The sequence below is a fragment of the Pedobacter sp. AC163 genome (assembly GCF_979258665.1).
The window spans coordinates 1038807-1056721 of the sequence record NZ_OZ409872.1 but is presented as its reverse complement, the minus strand read 5'-3'; the positions used below and the strand labels follow the sequence as shown (position 1 = coordinate 1056721).

Annotated in this window: 13 protein-coding genes; 3 read left to right on the top strand and 10 right to left on the bottom strand. The window is 34.5% G+C overall.

Features of this window, described 5'->3' with window-relative positions; translation table 11 throughout:
- Nucleotides 1–6: 6 nt before the first annotated feature.
- On the bottom strand, nucleotides 7–855 hold the full coding sequence (locus ACZZZK_RS04405; protein ID WP_463483067.1) for an alpha/beta fold hydrolase: 849 nt from the start codon (nucleotides 853–855) through the stop codon (nucleotides 7–9).
- Nucleotides 856–1433: 578 nt separating this feature from the next.
- Between ACZZZK_RS04405 and ACZZZK_RS04400 the strand changes: the two genes are divergently transcribed.
- Nucleotides 1434–2501: a S41 family peptidase gene (locus tag ACZZZK_RS04400; RefSeq protein WP_463483066.1), complete on the top strand. Its 1068-nt coding sequence runs from the start codon at nucleotides 1434–1436 to the stop codon at nucleotides 2499–2501.
- A 149-nt stretch (nucleotides 2502–2650) separates the two neighbouring features.
- On the opposite strand, the gene ACZZZK_RS04395 is transcribed toward ACZZZK_RS04400, so the two are convergent.
- The 7 genes from ACZZZK_RS04395 to ACZZZK_RS04365 form a co-directional block, all read right to left on the bottom strand.
- Complete coding sequence (locus tag ACZZZK_RS04395; RefSeq protein WP_463483065.1) at nucleotides 2651–3853, bottom strand: GIY-YIG nuclease family protein; 1203 nt, start codon at nucleotides 3851–3853, stop codon at nucleotides 2651–2653.
- Nucleotides 3846–5774 carry a DEAD/DEAH box helicase gene (locus ACZZZK_RS04390; RefSeq protein ID WP_463483064.1) on the bottom strand — a complete coding sequence of 643 codons (1929 nt, stop codon included), beginning with the start codon at nucleotides 5772–5774 and terminating at the stop codon, nucleotides 3846–3848. The genes ACZZZK_RS04395 and ACZZZK_RS04390 overlap by 8 nt, the downstream gene beginning before the upstream one ends.
- A gap of 3 nt (nucleotides 5775–5777) precedes the next feature.
- The gene (locus ACZZZK_RS04385) at nucleotides 5778–8696 is read right to left on the bottom strand and encodes a class I SAM-dependent DNA methyltransferase (protein ID WP_463483063.1); all 2919 of its coding nucleotides are present in this window, start codon (nucleotides 8694–8696) and stop codon (nucleotides 5778–5780) included.
- A gap of 612 nt (nucleotides 8697–9308) precedes the next feature.
- Complete coding sequence (locus ACZZZK_RS04380) at nucleotides 9309–10397, bottom strand: hypothetical protein (RefSeq protein ID WP_463483062.1); 1089 nt, start codon at nucleotides 10395–10397, stop codon at nucleotides 9309–9311.
- Nucleotides 10397–11350 carry a hypothetical protein gene (locus ACZZZK_RS04375; protein ID WP_463483061.1) on the bottom strand — a complete coding sequence of 318 codons (954 nt, stop codon included), beginning with the start codon at nucleotides 11348–11350 and terminating at the stop codon, nucleotides 10397–10399. The genes ACZZZK_RS04380 and ACZZZK_RS04375 overlap by 1 nt, the downstream gene beginning before the upstream one ends.
- The gene (locus ACZZZK_RS04370) at nucleotides 11334–13220 is read right to left on the bottom strand and encodes an ORC-CDC6 family AAA ATPase (RefSeq protein ID WP_463483060.1); all 1887 of its coding nucleotides are present in this window, start codon (nucleotides 13218–13220) and stop codon (nucleotides 11334–11336) included. The genes ACZZZK_RS04375 and ACZZZK_RS04370 overlap by 17 nt, the downstream gene beginning before the upstream one ends.
- Nucleotides 13220–14140 (bottom strand): phosphoribosyltransferase-like protein, encoded by a 921-nt coding sequence (locus tag ACZZZK_RS04365; protein WP_463483059.1) that lies wholly within the window; start codon nucleotides 14138–14140, stop codon nucleotides 13220–13222. Before ACZZZK_RS04365 ends, ACZZZK_RS04370 begins: the two co-directional genes overlap by 1 nt.
- A gap of 668 nt (nucleotides 14141–14808) precedes the next feature.
- Here ACZZZK_RS04365 and ACZZZK_RS04360 point away from each other — a divergent pair.
- A complete protein-coding gene (locus tag ACZZZK_RS04360) occupies nucleotides 14809–15543 on the top strand; it encodes a HipA family kinase (protein ID WP_463483058.1) in 735 nt (244 codons plus the stop codon).
- 7 nt (nucleotides 15544–15550) lie between these two features.
- A complete protein-coding gene (locus tag ACZZZK_RS04355; protein ID WP_463483057.1) occupies nucleotides 15551–16393 on the top strand; it encodes a hypothetical protein in 843 nt (280 codons plus the stop codon).
- Nucleotides 16394–16692: 299 nt separating this feature from the next.
- Here ACZZZK_RS04355 and ACZZZK_RS04350 read toward each other — a convergent pair whose 3' ends face one another.
- Nucleotides 16693–17061, bottom strand: a complete 369-nt coding sequence (locus tag ACZZZK_RS04350; protein ID WP_463483056.1) for a hypothetical protein — start codon at nucleotides 17059–17061, stop codon at nucleotides 16693–16695.
- 214 nt (nucleotides 17062–17275) lie between these two features.
- Complete coding sequence (locus ACZZZK_RS04345) at nucleotides 17276–17878, bottom strand: recombinase family protein (RefSeq protein ID WP_463483055.1); 603 nt, start codon at nucleotides 17876–17878, stop codon at nucleotides 17276–17278.
- Nucleotides 17879–17915: the final 37 nt, after the last annotated feature.

The following is a 17915-nucleotide window of genomic DNA, read 5'->3' as shown; positions in this document are numbered from 1 at the left end:
TTAGGTTTATTTATTTATGAATTCAATCAGATCCGCATTCAACTGATCTTTCGCGGTGATGTATAAGCCATGTGGCTCACCCTGGTAAACAATAAATTTCGATCCGCTAATCATCTGGGCGGCCTGTTCACCCGTCGCTTTGATTGGTACCGTTTGATCTTTGTCTCCATGAATGATTAACGTAGGAACATTTACAGCCGCCATATCCTGGCGAAGATCCGTACTGTAGAAAGATGCCGCACATTGCAAAGTGGATTTTAAAGTTGCCTGCATTGCGCAGATCAGGTCACTGGTCAATCGCTGCTCACTTACTGGATGATTCAGTAAGCCAACGCCATAGAACTGCTTTCCAAAATCACCCAGGAAACCGGGACGGTCTTTTTGAATACTCTCCACAATCTCATCGAGTTGTTCTTGCGGAACCCCATCAGGATTGTCTTCAGTTTGCAACATATAAGGTGCTATCGAGCTAATGAGTACTGCTTTTGTCACCCCTTGGCCACCATAGTTGCTAAAGTATTTAACCACTTCGCCACCTCCCATAGAAAAACCGATTAAAACGGCATTTTCCAGCTGTAATTCGTCAATCAACACTTTGAGGTCACTTGTCAAAGTATCATAATCATAGCCGGTAAGTGGTTTGTTTGATTTGCCAAAACCTCTTCGGTCGTAAGCGATGCAACGAAAACCAGCATCTGTTAGCGCAGCTACCTGATAGTCCCACATCGTGTGATCCAAAGGCCAACCGTGTACCAAAATAACTGGTCGCCCCTGACCAAGGTCTTCATAAAAAATTTTTGTTTCGGTTCCGTCAGAACCAGTGTTGGTGATGAATTTCATAGATGATGTTTCCATAAACAACAACTTGATACACGGATTGTTCGAAGTGTAATTTATAAGCTTACCCCTTGGTATATAAAGCATAATTAACCTAGCAGTTGCTTATTGACCAAAAACTGCCCTTCTAAAGCGGTCTCGCTTCTCTTATAATTCTTTTTATAAAACAAATAATCCATTATTCTATAATTTTTCTGATGACTATCTTTTATTGGTATTACATGGAATAATATCACCTGTTTGACGAGGAAATTGTTTTCTCTTTGGCGGCCCTAATCTGCTAGATCAACAGTTAAAAGAGATTCAAAGTTGTCGAAATACTATAATAATGCGCCTTGTACTACAATGCCTAAAATTAAACTTTAATTTGAGAAGCAATTTTTCTCTTTGCAGTAATTGAGGCAATTGAACTTACAGCTGAAAGAAAGATGTACAATAGAGGACGAATACTTTCGGTTTATTGAGACTGCAATTATAACACTTACCATATTGGTCTCCTTAAATCCGTTTCTTCTTTTCAATTCTAACTAAAATTAATTCTCACTTATATTGCAACCTGTTAGATTAATTCTTCGTCTTACAGAAAACATTAAGTTATGAGAGTTTCAATAATTTTGCTGTTCCTCGTATTTACTTACATTTCTGGTATTGCACAAACTGTGACAAAAAAAAACCAGAATTCAATAAGTCAAGCGGCTGATAGTATTGGTGTATTTTACAAAGCACTTTTTAAAGCGCTCAAGGTCGGTTATTTAGACCGTAAAAAAGTTGATTGGAAATCCGTTGAAAGTGAGACTTATAAAAGCCTTGAATCCTACAATACTTTTAACGGCTCCTTAAAAGAGATAACAAATATTTTTGATAAGATTAATGCAACACACTGCTTGGTGTACAGGGGCAATGACAGATATACTGCCACTAGAAAACCAATATCCAAGGATTTATATTCTGTTGAATGGAAGAGAAAATATGACAGTAGGCCATCTTTTGAAGTTAAGGTTCTTGATGATAAGTTCGGCTACGTAATGATTCCTGGGATGGTTTTTTCTGATAATTCAGCTGAAAATATTAGTAAGATAGCTCAGCCGTTGTATGACTTGATTTCAAAAGTTAAATCAAGTCATAATTTGGAAGGATGGATAATTGATTTGAGATTAAACACAGGTGGTAACTCTGCTCCAATGCTTTTAGCTTTGTACGACCTGCTAGGGAACAATGAGATATGGGGTGAACTTGATGAATATAAGAAATCGGTTAGGAAATTTAAACTGGAAAATGGAAACTATATTCAGAAATCACATACTATTGCGGCTATCAAACCGAGTGGAAGGTTACTTGATCAGGAAAGGGTTGCGGTAATCACCGGAATGTTTACAGGAAGCTCTGGTGAGGTTACCGCACTCGCTTTTAAGGGTAGGCAGAATACGATTTTTATAGGAGGGAATACGGCTGGATATACTACGGGTAATGTTACATGGCCTTTACCATTTGAGTCTTCGATCGCCTTAACTACAGGTTATGATAGTGATAGAGATGGACAGTACTATACGTACATAGTTCCTGATATAGTTATCTCCAAACAGGATAATTTTGACAACCTGATGTTCGATGCTAATATTCAGGAGGCAGTAAAGTTCATAAAATCAGAAACACCTAAAGATTAATTATTAAGCTATTTAAGCTTCGTTTTTTTAAGACAATAATTAAAATGGAAATTTTGAAGCCCTAACAATAGTTACTCACAGAAATTCTTGATTCAGGTAATCTGCCATTCGACTAGATTAACCTTAATGACAAAATTTTAGTTTTAAGATTAATGTTTATTCTTGTTTATTAGTAATTCATTTACAACATCATACTTATAGTTCACAACCTCTCTACTTATTATTAAATGTACAGCTTGCTCAATAACCGACAAAGGCGCAATGAACCACTCCCTTGGTGTGAATCTCTTTCCTTGCCCATCAAATACATCAACATTCAGGCAAGCAGAACCAAAAAAGTTATGAATTAATTGTTCAAACTTCTGTGGGTTCATATTGTAGCATTTGTATGCCATCACAATCCTTACATCAGCCATTAAATAAGTTGGCTCCATCTTGGCATTTTTAATCCTTTCCTCGACAGTTATTTTCGAGAAACCAATTTTGTATAAATGCTTTAAGCCCTTAATTTCTGGATTTTCACTTTTTGATTTAAGAATATAAATATAACCTGCTTCTTGATCTTCGTCAGTAATGTTACCAAACTTCTCAATGAAGCTTTCATTTACTACATCCGCATTCTCAGATACAGCTTTACCATTTGCATACAGTATTTTCTCAACAGAACGTTTAAGCATGTTAGATTCTGTACCATTTTCAAATACGCACCTTGTTCTTCCATCTTCTCTTACCCTTGTGCCATCTGGCTTGTAATGTTCCGTTGTATCTATATTGATTTTTTCAACCAAAAAGAGAATGCCGTTATTCACATAGTAAGCACCCTCTCTCAAATTATCTTGTTTAAAATCTACCAGCTTACGCTTACCATTGGCTAAATCTAACTGAACGTTTTTAAATAATGGCTCATATTTTTCAAAATCTTTACAGGGCTTACGTCTGGCTACAAAATCTGCACTGGCTCTTTCGTCAATTTGCCTGATATGCTTAAGATCAAACAATCCTTCAGAATCTCCTTCCAACAAATTCAATGAATCATCATTAAAAATATCATCTAGGGAGGTTATTTGCTTTACTTCGAAATTTAGCAAGTCAAAATTGTCATACGGTTTTAGCAGTTCTACTTTGACCGGGTTTTCTCTAACTGATCTTAATCGAGAAAACAATTGATGCTCTTGGATACCTCCACCTTGTACTGGTTCTCGATTATTATTCATGTAAAAACTATTGATTTCTAGAAATGAGGCAAGTAATCTTTCCTCTTCATTTCGTAGAGAAGATCCAGAAGGCTTTATATTCAATAAGCCTAATGGGTCATTTTCAAATAAATCAAGTAATTTCTTCGCCTTATCCATTGCTAGCTTTTCTTTTTTGTTCTTTCAAGAAAATAATCGCTTCTGCCATTCTTCGCTCCAACGCATCTGTAGATTGAAGATTAGGTTCTTTCTTAAAGGTTTTAACAAAGTCATTAATTTTGGGCCACAATATAAAGGCTTCTTCTAAAGTCATCTGAATACGTGTTGCTTCTATAACATCTTGGATTACCTTTAAGACCTTTGTGGTTACATCCTTAGATAAAATTTCAAATGCTTTTTGAAATGGATTGATACGATCTATCAGGTCTATATGCAAGTCATCGATATTTACAAACTGCCCTGCCATTCTGATAAAACGTTTATCGCCCACTTCCTTTATTTCGCTACCCTTTACTACAGAATCTACAACAACGTATTGGCGTATTTCTTCGATTTCCTCTTCCGACAAATCAGGATATTTAATTTGAATTATTTTAGGAATAAGCACTTTGTTAATTACCTCTGGATCTAAATTGCCCGGCATTGCTTTCAACATGGTGTCATCCTGCAAAATAGTTGCTTTTAAATCATTTAAATCCGATTCAATTATATCCTTAACCCGTTTTGAAGTTGGGGTTTTAAAACCTCTAACCTTTATTTCTCCTGCTTCAGCTTTATCCTCATCAGATAATTTGGTTTTGAATTTAAAATTTGGTGCCAATACCTGCTCCATCAATAAAGATGCGGTTATGGCTTTGAGCATATTATTTACAGATAGCTTCACCAATTCATCTGCAGCATCTGGCTGAGCAATCAAATTTGTAAATTGGGCATGCGTTTTATTGTTGCTATCCCTTGTACAACGACCAATAATTTGGATGATTTCTGTTAAAGAACCCCTATAGCCAACGGTTAGCGCATGTTCGCAGTAAGGCCAATCAAAGCCTTCTTTTGCCATTCCTAATGCAATAATTAAGTCAACATCGTCAACAGATTTACTTATCCTTAAATAGTTTTGTATTTTATCTCTGTCCTTTTGATTGTCGTTTACTAGGTCTGCGACTTTAAGAATTTTGCCATCCTGAAAGCGTTTTATAAATATGATCCCTGTTTCGGCATCAACCTTTATCACATCTCCCAAAGCGTCTAAAATCGTATCAACCTCTTTGTGCTTATCTTTAGTTGATTCACCAGAATTTACATTGGGAATATGAAGTATGGTTTTTTTATCAGAATCCAATATATCAAGTATGGCAGAGGTATATTTTCCTTGATAAAAATGGTAACCAATCCCTAAAGACTTTAGGAATGTATAGCCATTCAGTTGCTCATAATAATTATAAGTTACCTTGGTAAATTTAGCTTCATCTTCTGGTTTAAGCACGGGTACACTATCGCCACGAAAGTATGAACCCGTCATCGCTACAATATGGGCAGTTGATTTTTGCATAATCGCACGCAGCAATTCGCCTAAACGACTGTCTCCATTGGCTGAAACATGATGAAATTCATCGATAGCAAAAAGCATATTATCAAATTTAGTTTCTTCCAGTTCTTCAAAGGCAAAGCGAAGTGTAGCATGTGTGCAGATTAAGATTCTTTCGTTGTTATCTAAAAAATTTTTGAATGCCTGTACTTTACTTTTACTTCCATCCATGCCCGGGGTACAGAGATTGTACTCGTCATTAGGCTCCCAATTGGAAAAGAATCCATAACTTTTTAAATCGGTTGTACCGAACGACCCGCCGATAGACTTTTCAGGAACGGCAACAATGACCTTTTTTAAGCCCTGATTTATCAATTTATCTAAAGCAATGAACATTAAAGCTCTTGACTTACCAGATGCTGGCGGAGCTTTTAGCAATAGGTATTGTGCATCTCTTGCCTGATAGGCCTTTTCCTGCATTTCTCGCATACCTAAAAGATTGGTATTGGAGCTTTGCCCTGTTTGGGCATAATTTACATGTACGATATCAGGCATATTTTATTCTAATTTTTTAAGTTCTTGTTCATTTTCTTCGATGCTTGGTAAGGATTTTAAATCATCAGGCAGAATTTCTGGGTAAATAGATTTTTGATCAATTGTATAAGATGCGGTTTGTATTAAATCTGCAACAGATTGCTGCGAATTCTTTTTAGCTTTTGTCTTTTTCTCAACCGCAAAAAAGGTGTCTTTTTCCTTTTCTTCAGCAATCATTTTCTCGTAAAGTTTAAAAAGGTATTCCAATCTTTCTTCATCCGTTTCGAAAGGTTTACTTCGGTAACAACGCTCAACAGCCAAATCTAATTGATGATGGGCTTCACGTAAACCATCGGGCATTTTATCTGGATCGTATAATTGAGCCATGGTCTTTTCAGAATGCTGCTCTCTTTCTTCTAAAATTCTATAGACATATTGTTCAATACTTTCTTTTTGTTTGCTGGTTATTTCTGGAAATGGAAAAGTATTATAACAAACTTCTGTTGAATATCTTATTCTTGTTTCTAATTGCCCACCTACTGTACGAATCCAAATATTGTGCATTTTTGAAGATATAATTCCGAAAATTACTGGCTCAGCATTATACAATGCATTAGCTGAATTGGTAATTACAGTCCCACTATCTAAAAAGCCAATAGGAACATATTCACGATTTTCCGATGAAGTAGAGGGAACTATTATTGCATTAGAATCAATAGAGCAGCGCTGCGCAAATTTATGAGGAATAGATGCATAGGCATTTGTAGTTTTTGCAGATGATTCAATTCTAAATTGATATACTTTATTTATTCTATTTCTTAATTCTTCAATTGAATTAGCAAGATCTAATTGTTCGTCAGTTATCCAAAAGCACCATCTTAGCGAGCCTTGAATAAACTCATGTGAACCATAAAGCTTTCTCAACAAAGCAGTAGCCTCTGGATATTTATTCAAAAATGATGTCTTTTCTTCGTCTGTTAAAATTAAGTATCCACCATCACGAGCCATGCTTCCAATAACCATTTTAGGAAAACCTACACTGATAGACTCTGACCTTCTTCTTACAAAGATTGTCGAACTTGCACTCAAATAGGGTGAGACATTTACAACTTCTTTTTTTATACCCTTAGAAAAGATATATTTTTTTCTGTTATTAATATTTTGCAATCCAATGATTATGCAGGTTACTCCTGCATTACTTTTAGCATTATTTGTCCATTTGAATGAAGAATGTGCGAAACCAATTTCAAGATTATAAGCAAATACTTTCGGCCAAAGATATGCTACCTGTTCTCCTTGACATATGGAATTTGTAGATACAAAACTAAATCTTGCATTTATGTTACTGATATAACTAGAACCTTTTAAAAACCAACAAGTTATATAATCAGAGTCCTTGTATTCCAAACTCCCATCAAAAACAATCATCATGTCTTCTTTTTGAAATTTGTCTTGATTTCTTGCTCCCAAATATGGCGGATTTCCCAAAATGTATATTTCATCACCCTCTTTCTTAGGACAAACAATCTCCCAATCCACTCTTGTTGCATTTCCATGCACTATATTACCTCCTACCTTTAACGGAAGGGTCGGATTGGTAATTCCAAAAACCTCCTTAAACTTCATATTTAACTGATGTTGGGCCAGCCACAATGAAAGTATAGCTATTTCATGGGCAAAGTCATCAATCTCAATCCCGTAAAACTGAGATAACTCTACCCTCGAAAAAAAAGATTGCTGGTAAGAGGCGGCCAATGTTAATTGAGCTTTGGGTATTAATTCTAGCTGTTGTTTTTCAAAACCAGTAGCCACCTGTTGTAAGGTTTGTAATTGTTGCAGAATATTAATCTCCAATAAACGAAGCTCCTTGTAAGCAATAATTAAAAAGTTACCACTTCCACAGGCAGGGTCGAAAATTTTAAGTTTCCCAATTCTTTCGAGTAATTTATTCAACCGTTTAGGTTCGTACTCTCCATTTTTAAACTCTTCTTGCAATTCGGTTAAAAAAAGTGGCTCAATTACTTTCAAAATATTAGGCACACTAGTGTAGTGCATCCCTAAACCACCCCTATGCTCTGGCGTAATAACCGCCTGTATCATCGAACCAAAAATATCAGGATTGATGGCACTCCAATCTAATTCACCGCAATCAATAATAGTTTGTCGGCTCCTTCGCGTAAAATTAGGTGCTAAATGCACATTTCTAAACAAGCCCCCGTTTACATAAGGAAACGCAGCGAGATAAGCAGGTAATTGCAAACGTGTGCTTGAGTCACTATTTAAAACTTCAAACAGTTTATTCAAATAAAGGGCTAAATCACTTCCATCTTGTTGGGTATGGCTACTAATTCCAATCGTAAATTGCCCCTTTTGAAAGATGCCCGTATCTTCGGCGAAAAAACAAAACAATAGCCTAGAAAGAAACACATTGAGAGTATGTACTTCTTCTTCTGTTTGCGTAGGGTTGTCCTTTTTAATTTCATCGTAAAGCTTGGCCATTTTTTCGGCCGCTTTAACATCGGCAGGGTTCTCATTCTGATGCTGTGCTTTTTCCATGCCTGCTAATGGCAAGAAAAAATCGAAATGTTTGACGATATTGCCAATTGGTATATCTAATGTATCTTTAGTTTTAGTATCTATAGATAAGAGCGTTGTAAAGTCTGTTATTAAAATAAACCTAGGGTCATGCTTAGTTGCATTAGCATCTATTCTAACGGCTTCGATTATTTCATGAACGTCTTGATTTTTAACAGATTTAAATAACAATTTCTTTTTCCAAGCAATTTCACCCTCATTTTTTGAAAGATTTAAACCTCCTTTTTGCAAACGAACAATTGTACTTTTAGGCGTGCCATAGGCTAAAAGCAAATCATATATAAAAGTTTCCTTATTAAAGAATTTTAGCAATTCTTGTAAATTGTTTTCTATTTGTGTGATGTTCATTATTTAGTTAGCGAAATAAAGATTTTATTATTTTATAGAAACTTTCCAAAACGCAAGATTAGTAGGTCTAAATTGTGAAAATACGAATAATTCTTTGTGTTATATATATTTCTTCAGTTGCGATTAATAAAGTTTTAAAGTTTTCTCAAAATAATTTAATTAAAAAGCCAAGTAATCATAAATAGTACAAGCCCCCTTTTCTTTAAAGTATTATAAGTTGGTTAAGAAATTTAGGTTTTGGAATTAAATAGATATAAGATCTAATCCTATGCTGTGATTGATGCTTATAACCTACAACTGAAAGAAAATATATAACACCCAACTGATGTTCAGATCGTAGCTTTTACGTTTATTTTGGAAAATAGTAATCAGAAACCGAAATTAACACTCAATTAAGATATAATGGTTTTTTAAGATATTGCATTTGTTGGTGGGTAGTTTAAGCTCATTTTTAGTAAATCAAATTACAATAGGCCGATATATCATAAAGTTTTAAAACAAATTTTTTTTGCGTGAGATTTGTATTCATTCTTTCTTGAATTACGACCAGATACATGTCTAGCATAATCTAATATATTTAAAGAGCCTTTTAACAACATATCGTAAATTAATTTAATAACATATGCAATGATTTAATTTATTTGCATTTTTTGAGATGGATATTGATAAATCAATATAATATCCTTTAAGAAATTGCTTTAAAATCTCCATAGTTATATAAGGAGCACAAGTGCTATCATATAATGACTTAAAGTCGCACCAATTTACAGTTATAATGTCTTGAATAACCTTTAAATCATGAAGGGAATTAGCCTTTATTGCAAAAAGGCAGTCACTCAAAGCAATCACCTCCGTCGTATTAATTAGGGCTATTTTTCCAATATTTGGTAGTCCAATTCTAGGGATAACTAGAAACTCGCCGCTAATAAATCTGCTAGAAGCTTCTACGTATCTAAAAATATTGTCGTTGAAAGAACCGTGAGATATATTGGTAGTATGTATTAATTTATATTTACCTTCTTGTAAAGATTTATACATTGGATCTATTCCTCTGATTAATTCACAAGATATTATTGGTTCAAACTTGATTATTTCCTCATCCTTTTGAGTCAGTTTATTTTGTTTTCTCTGCAATGTTATGACGACAGAATTTGGGTTGCATCCTATAAATGAATTTCGATCTAATCTATCCCCGTAATCAATTTCCCATTCAGATCTAAGAAGATCCAATACCTTCTTGTCTTTTATGCTTTTTAAGATTGAGAGTGGAAGAATTGCTATTAAAATACCCTTATCAGTCAAATATTCTAAAGATTTAATTACAAAACATAATGCTGTTCTCACTGCAAGGCTCTCTCCTTTATAATCAACATGGATGTAAGTCCCGCCTCTGCAAGAAAATGGCGGATTCAGCAAAACTAAATCTATTTTACCTAACCATTTGCTCAGCCACTTAGAAGTTTTCTCCTCTTGATTTAAGAAATTTCCCACCTTTAATTTCCAAGATGGATATTTTGATTTTAGGTCATTGATTACCTTGGGGTCAAGATCCAAACCAATAGACTTTTTAGGAGTGAAAGGCAGTGCTCTTAGCAGCGAACCGTCTCCAATCGTAAAATCTGCTACGACCTTTACTTTTGTAGTCAATCCCACTACTATACTAGAGGCAATTTTATTTGGTGTGAAGAATTGATCTGTCATTAGATTTGAACTAAATGTTTAAAAGCATTCAAACGATAACATATGGTATTTTGCTTACCACTAGTTCTCTTAGAGTGCCTTATGGGATGATCATATATCAAGTCAACTCGAGATGGATTAATTAATTTAAGGATAACAGCTCCCAATGCGTGTGGCTTTGTTCCAATAGGAGCAATCCTAAGAATTTTATCAGGGTATTCATCTAATAGACTAGTGCCCAAAACGTAAATTGATACTGGACAATTGGCTTGTTCGTATCTCCAATTTTGCCATATTTCTTCTCGTAATAATATTAATTTATTGCCTTGATATGAGAAAAAGGGATAATCAAAACGGAAACCAGGAACACCAAATACTGGTACGGTATTTTCCTTTAAGGGTTGAATGTCTTCCCAAAGATAGGATAATCGTGTCCCTTCAAATCCCAACAAAGGCATAAAGATGAAGTTGTCAGATTTATACTGAAAAAATTTCGCAAATCCTGGTAGAGGAGATATTCCACTAATTCTTTTACTTAGGTCGAAAATCTGCCCTTCTACTGGACTATCACTAAATCTATATTCTTTTGGTTCGGAATAAAGGACAAAAGACTCTCCAACTTTTCTATATAATAAAACCTTCACTAGCCATGCCCACGTACTATGTGTAAGACCAGTTATATCAATGTATACTGGCAAATTTTCTAGTATACAGACAAGTTCTTGAAAATCTTGGTTACTTCTAAGGCTGAATTTTTCTGCGCGTCCTGAAATTGAGATAGTTATAGTTTGATCATCATTTTCTATAACTTCAAAAAAATCTAGTTCCGAATTTGTTAATTTAAATTCTTCAGATACAACACTTCTTTCTTCGATACTTGAACTATACAGAAGTATTGCACCGGGTTCAAAAGGAACGTCACTTCGTTTTTCATAATATGAAGATATTGAAAAATAATTATGAATTCCCTTCATAAAAGCCTCCAAACAACTTTAATTGATCCGCGATTTCGTTATCTGAAGCACGATTCTGTTTATTTAATAAATATTTGATCGCCTTTGCGGGGGTTTCGACAAGGCCTATTAATTCGTCAGGGTTTAATATAATTTTCCTTTTTTTTCTATGACTGTATACAAATAGAGGAGCAAATATCGGATGAAGCATGTAGTCAAAATCTCTTGTGTCACCCAATCCAGTTAACTTGGTTCCTTTACTTCTTATTAATGCAATATGCATTACAGCCGTGTCTAATAATTCCTTTATTTTTCGCTGTTTATCTAATGATATTTTATCTGTTGGAACTTCGAATTGTGTAACCTCTGGCGCATGCCCCTCTCCTTGAATTGCCATTTCATGTAGAACCTGACCTAAACTTAATACCAATTTCATAAGTTGTGCACCTTGAGTTGAGAGCCCCTCTAATTCGATTAAATTTTTTTTACCTACTTCACCAGCAACTAAAGTCTGACATCGTGCTGAAACTTTCTGATTTAGTGGTTTCTCCTCCTTTGCATGTGCAATCAAACTATTGGTTACTAGCTGTAATAAATAGCGAATATTACCAGCTGAAAGCATTACCAAGGTTTTCCAGCCACAATAGTACTTAGATATACCAACTTTTTTCCTTCGGATAGAAAATAAAGAGGCATACCCATAGTTATTTATTTTGTTTCTCCATAAACTAGGGTCTTTAATAGCATCTCTGAAAATTTTTAAAATTTCGACTTCTGGATTAGGAGTAGAATTAGCAAAAAAATTCATCAAAGCATAGTCTCTAGGGTTATAGGTATCTAGCAATTTAACTTCCCGTTTGGTAAGCCTCGATTTCAAAGATTTAATTACGGTGTCTTTAATTTCACCTGCACCTAACAATATAGCCTCGTCTTCTTCTGACAATTCTTCAAAAAGCTCAGGTATTGAAGAAGGCATCTCTGGCAGTCTTTTTCTAACTTCGGCAAATCTATTGCCTAGTACGTTATTTGCAAAGCTTTCAAATTCTGAATCCGTTAACCCTTTTGATATATCAATTAATACAAGATCGGCTGGATCAACAAGCTGCTCATCGGGATTTAACGTATGTCGCGTTTTAAGACCAAGTTCTCGTATTCCTATTTTGAATGTCATTTCAAAATCAGCCTGTTTGATTAGTGTATTAACTATAACCTGTTGATAATCTCTTAGATTTTCATATTCATCTAATAAGAAATAAAACGTTTTGGAACGAAATTGACTCGTTTGCCGTAACAGCTTAACTAACCTTCTTACAGGTGCTCCTATTGCGGATTTTTTGACTAACTCTACATCTGCGGCATTATTCACATTATTTTCAAGTTTTGCTAATTCTAAGTCAAGAGTTTTACCAATATTCGTTAAAGAATTTTGATGCTCAATACCTATAGATAAACAAAAAGCTTCTAAAAGATGAGAATCTAAAGCGATCTTTGTCTTAGATATATCCTCATACCAATTTGTAAACTCACATATCTGTTTACAAAGTTGAATATTTACGAAATTAGAAAACACGTGTTGCCAAAATAATATATCTCTATCAGCACCGGAAAATGCACTAACCAAGCCCGTTTCTAACTTATAGTATAGACCAACATATTCATTCTGGTCATATATTTTAAAATCGCCATTGCATAGTTTGAATTGACCCTGAAATGAAAGTGACTTTAAAACGGTAGTTTTTCCTGTTCCTCTTCCTCCCTGCAATAAACACGGTATTGGGTTTAATAGTTGCGGAAAATATGCAGGGGCTGTATAAGATGAAAATAGATCTTCTCCTAAATTTTCTGCGCGGAAAGAACCAAACGTTTTTGAGAGTTCTAATATTATATCCATTAACTTTTTTCCATTAAAGCATTCCAAGTGTTTGATTGGTGGCGAAATAGTGGTATTGTGGAATCCGGAATGGTAAATTCAAACGCTATAGTCAATCCAATTTTGTGATAGCCTTGCATATCTTCCTCTTTAATTCCAGCACGTAAGGATGTCTTTTTCAAAAATTCACCAACCTTATTTTTCAATCTTTCGGGCCATATTAAATTGTTTTCATTAAATGGACTTTGATTGTTATCTATCAAATGAGTAAACGAAATATTAAGATCTTGAACTTCGGACTTAATTTGATTTAATCCATATTCTGTTGCGACTAGCACACACAAATGTGGTGTCAAGCCTAAAAGTTTACACTTATCCCTCACGCATTCTAGTAGATCTGTGTCCTTTTCAAAATTATCAGTATATAATGTCAAAAACTGCTTCCCTGATCCTATTAAGTCATCAAAAAATACAACATTCTCCATTTTTTGGAAAATTCCTAGATAAGCACTACCATATAAATCTTCTACAGTCATGACTTGGCTTTCTGGTATCTTTAAATCTCTTCTTAAATATGAGCCTAAAATAACTCCGCTGTCTGTGACATTTCTCCGTTCGCCAGTTGAGGGTATGAAGATAGTTTTATTTATGAAGTCTTGCCAAGCAGAATTATGTTCTGGAACCGAATTCATTTCTTTTGAATATGGTAATAATTTAAGTATTGAGCTTTTTAAAAGCGCGATTGTCATGTCTTTATTATAGAAACAAAAAGCATTTAATAGATATAATGCCATCTCTTTTTCATCGCCATAGAAATTATTTAACCATTTTCTATAATCGATTTTATTCCCGGATGGCCATAATCCCATGCTTATAAATGAATCACATTTTGCTAGAATAATTTCTTCAAGAGTGTTCACATTAAGTATTTCGAGAGGCATGGTACAAATATTGACTTTTTTTTATATAATATCTAATATAAATGGAGCTACATAACTAGTTTTAAAATGATTCTGAAGATATTAACGGATTTAAATTAATTTACTTTCGAGCATAAAATAACGGAATATAGCAGCGACTGATATTGATCATATATTTTTATCAATTCGCAAATAAGCAAGTTAATTTGTGAGGAAGCTTCTCACAAATTGGATAAAACTAAGTAAATAATCGTTTTGTAAAACATTTTTACACTTTGCCATAATTGTTGGATATAAACTTACAGCTGAAAGAAAAAAGATATAGTGGGGATGGGTTACCTTCATAAAAGATTGGAGCAGCATTTAAAATAAATGACATAAAAAATAATTATTCAGCAATTTAGTAAATAACGGTAAGAGTTTTATAATAATTGCCATCAAACTCCTATAAACCCATATTACTATCAAATGGATAGAGCTAATTTTAGATTAATACGAACAAGCAACGAATTTCAGATAAAATTAAATATGACTATATTGGGTGAAATCAAATAGTATTGTTATAAAATAAACTAAGGGTACTAAAAGTAGTCTAGAAGTATCCAAAAAAAAACATGCTCGAAACCCGCTTCTCAATTTCCGATATATCAAGGGTCATCCCGACCACAGGAAGTTTACCCGTAGTAGTCATGGCAGATGACATCAATGACTACGTCTGTAAGTATGATTTTGGCTCTAAGCTCATAAACGAATACCTAGGGCATCAGTTTCTAGACTTATGGGAAATCGAATGTTTTGATGCGGCATTCGTCAATATCAAAAGAGAACACATACCAGCAAATATATTGACAGGAAGAATTAGTGGTCATTTATTTGATAAACCCTGCTTTGGGCTCAAATATGAAAATGATGCACTAAGTGTGAATGACATCTTGATTGGTCTTCAAGGAAAACGAAATGAAATCGATAAACTGGAAAACCGTTTTGATCTAATAAATATAGCGTTATTCGACCTGTGGCTAGCAAATGATGATCGAAATCATAACAACGCCAACCTCCTGATTCTGGGTAAGAATATCATTCCAATAGACCACTCCAATCTTTTTGATGGAGACGGACTTGGACGCAATCTTTCTCAGCTCACTTGGGAAGATAGCATCCTTTACTCAGATGTTGCAAAAGTGCTGCTCAACAGCAAGGCCAAACGAGAGCAGAGACATACAGAATTAATAGAACAATTTCCTATCTTTGTAGCCCGCTGCAGACAGGCATTGCCAGAACTAATTGAAGCGATACCCGAACAATGGTGCAACGATAAAGAAACGCTTCGAGAAAACATACTATCCAGTGTGATAGACAATCAAGCTTGGTTGTCTCAAACAATTTTTACATTTTCCGAACTAATTCATAACTTTAATCGTTAATCAATCAATGAAAACCTTTTATTCCATACTATATAGCACAATCCGACCTAACCTTGATGAAAAGGTTAGTATTGGACTTTTTATGGGAGATGGAGAACGTTGCATATTCCAATATTCGGCAGAAAAACTCCTTATAATCAAAGATCTTTTCAGTAATTCAGCATTTCAAAATATTAAGACAAGCCTCAAGTCGCTATCAAACCTAGTCGATGAACGCGCAAATGATCACTTGAAATCCCATAAAAGCTTTAGAATTATGGAGGTGGACTATTTTGATTATTTATCAAGGTATGCCCAGAACCTTGTTACATACAGCCAACCAAAGAGTATCGATATACAGCTCACAAAGGATAACTTTGAAAAACTTTTTGAGAAATTTGTTTATGATCTGCCAAGAGAAATTGTACATAGGCAAAAACCAATAGAAACTGCACGTCGGATGTTGACAAAATCTATTGCCTCCCACGTCAACTTTGATGTAGAACTAAATGGCTCTGATATTCCAGGTCTAGTTGTGCCTGCAAAAATATGGTTCATAGGTAAGAACGATGTACAAGTGACTGGGGAAAGCAAAGACTTTAACGGAGTGCCCCACTTTATACAACAACAAGTCAACGCCCATCTATACCTCATTGATAAGATTAAGGATACTCCGAGCGGCAAGAATGGCCACTTCTTCTTCATCGCAGATGAACCAGATAGAAAGCTTCATGAAAATCACAAATTATGGAAAGCGGTTAGAGCTTCAAAGTTACTAGACTTCGTACCTACAAAAGAAATCGACAAAGTGGAAGAGTATATGATTATGCATGGAGTCGAACCACTATTCCCATCGGAACTTCATAACTAATAAAAAGCAACAAATTTCCGCGCGTATAAAAAAAAACGATTACTTATTGTTTCGAAGATCAAATCGTAAAATTTGGTACTTGAAAGTTCCATTTCAATTGACCAGTTATTATTCTACAGGAATGGTTTTGAGTAATTCGAGCTAACAATAAAATTTCTCAAAAACCATACTCCAATACGCCCAAGTATTAGAAAATCTTAAATCTATCATTTAGAAATGGTATTGATTGTTAAATTCCTGTATTAACTTAACCCGATCCATATTTATAATTTAATAGTATAGTTTACTTAGTTTATTGTTCATTTAACATTATCAACTAAGTTTTTATAAGCATTGTAATCTTCTGCGCCCATCAATGCTTTTACATATTCATCAATTCCAACATCATTTTTTTCATTTACATATCTCGTAAAAGAGAGAACCCCTAGACACTGGTGAAATCCCCGAGCCTCCATCCCTTTTTTAATTCCTGGTTCTAATCCGGACAACCATTCATAATAGTCATCTATCGTGGGAATAAAATTCTGGGCATTGTTGTGATATATATAGGTTGCATTACCGTAACTAAATAGTAATTCGTTGAATTGTTTCTTACTATGATCTACATTAGATATCATCTCCTCTTGCATTTTGTTACAGCTTTCCAATGGATGTTTAACTTTTATCATAAGATTTTGAGTTATTACCTTATTTGACAGGCAGGTAATGTGTAATAATTCTTCATCGAGATTCGATGGTTTTAGATAAAAAAGGCAACCAAAATTGGCTGCCCCGAACACTAACTTTTAACTAACAAATTATTGTAAAATCAACGTCGTAAATGTAGAGGTATTTTGAATTTCTCAAATACTCATATTTAGTAAAATTAAAAGAGATAGTTTATTATGTCTTCTGAAGTTTTTTAATTTCTTCGTTCGTGTGGGTATCTAGAATTTTAGCATAGCGATAAAACGTTGCTCTTGTTAATTGAAGCCCTTTATAAATTTGCTCTGGTGTTTTATCCATATCCTTATAAACCGAACGCATAACCAATAATTTAGAAATAGTATCTTTAGTAAGTCCTTTCGGCCTCCCTCCGGTACGACCTCTTGCACGAGCAGATTGTAAGCCAGCGTTAGTTCTTTCTCTGATTAATTCTCTTTCATATTCAGCTAATGAAGCCATTATATTTAAAAATAGCCTGCCATTGATCGTTGCTGTATCAACCCCATCCGTTAACCCCTTAATTATAATACCTTGATCGCTTAAATTTAGGACTAAATCTATAATATGTTTCAAGCTTCTTCCTAACCGGTCCAATTTCCAAACAACTAATTCATCACCTTTTCGAAACTGTGCGATCATCTTATCGAGTTCGGGGCGAACCTTTGTTGCTCCAGAAATTGTTTCTTTAAAAATGATCTCACATCCCGCCTTTTCAAGTGCTTCGATTTGCAAATTTAAATTTTGTTCTTTCGTAGAAACCCTGGCGTATCCGATCTTCATTGTATCATTAAAACGTTAATGCGTAAATTTAATAAAC

Bases quoted from the DNA above. Each gene is read 5' to 3' on its own strand.
- ACZZZK_RS04365 (WP_463483059.1), bottom strand. From the start codon at position 14,140: ATGCCTCTCGAAATACTTAATGTGAACACTCTTGAAGAAATTATTCTA.
- ACZZZK_RS04370 (WP_463483060.1), bottom strand. From the start codon at position 13,220: ATGGATATAATATTAGAACTCTCAAAAACGTTTGGTTCTTTCCGCGCA.
- ACZZZK_RS04345 (WP_463483055.1), bottom strand. From the start codon at position 17,878: ATGAAGATCGGATACGCCAGGGTTTCTACGAAAGAACAAAATTTAAAT.
- ACZZZK_RS04400 (WP_463483066.1), top strand. From the start codon at position 1,434: ATGAGAGTTTCAATAATTTTGCTGTTCCTCGTATTTACTTACATTTCT.
- ACZZZK_RS04350 (WP_463483056.1), bottom strand. From the start codon at position 17,061: ATGATAAAAGTTAAACATCCATTGGAAAGCTGTAACAAAATGCAAGAG.
- ACZZZK_RS04355 (WP_463483057.1), top strand. From the start codon at position 15,551: ATGAAAACCTTTTATTCCATACTATATAGCACAATCCGACCTAACCTT.
- ACZZZK_RS04375 (WP_463483061.1), bottom strand. From the start codon at position 11,350: ATGAAGGGAATTCATAATTATTTTTCAATATCTTCATATTATGAAAAA.
- ACZZZK_RS04380 (WP_463483062.1), bottom strand. From the start codon at position 10,397: ATGACAGATCAATTCTTCACACCAAATAAAATTGCCTCTAGTATAGTA.
- ACZZZK_RS04390 (WP_463483064.1), bottom strand. From the start codon at position 5,774: ATGCCTGATATCGTACATGTAAATTATGCCCAAACAGGGCAAAGCTCC.
- ACZZZK_RS04360 (WP_463483058.1), top strand. From the start codon at position 14,809: ATGGCAGATGACATCAATGACTACGTCTGTAAGTATGATTTTGGCTCT.
- ACZZZK_RS04405 (WP_463483067.1), bottom strand. From the start codon at position 855: ATGGAAACATCATCTATGAAATTCATCACCAACACTGGTTCTGACGGA.
- ACZZZK_RS04395 (WP_463483065.1), bottom strand. From the start codon at position 3,853: ATGGATAAGGCGAAGAAATTACTTGATTTATTTGAAAATGACCCATTA.
- ACZZZK_RS04385 (WP_463483063.1), bottom strand. From the start codon at position 8,696: ATGAACATCACACAAATAGAAAACAATTTACAAGAATTGCTAAAATTC.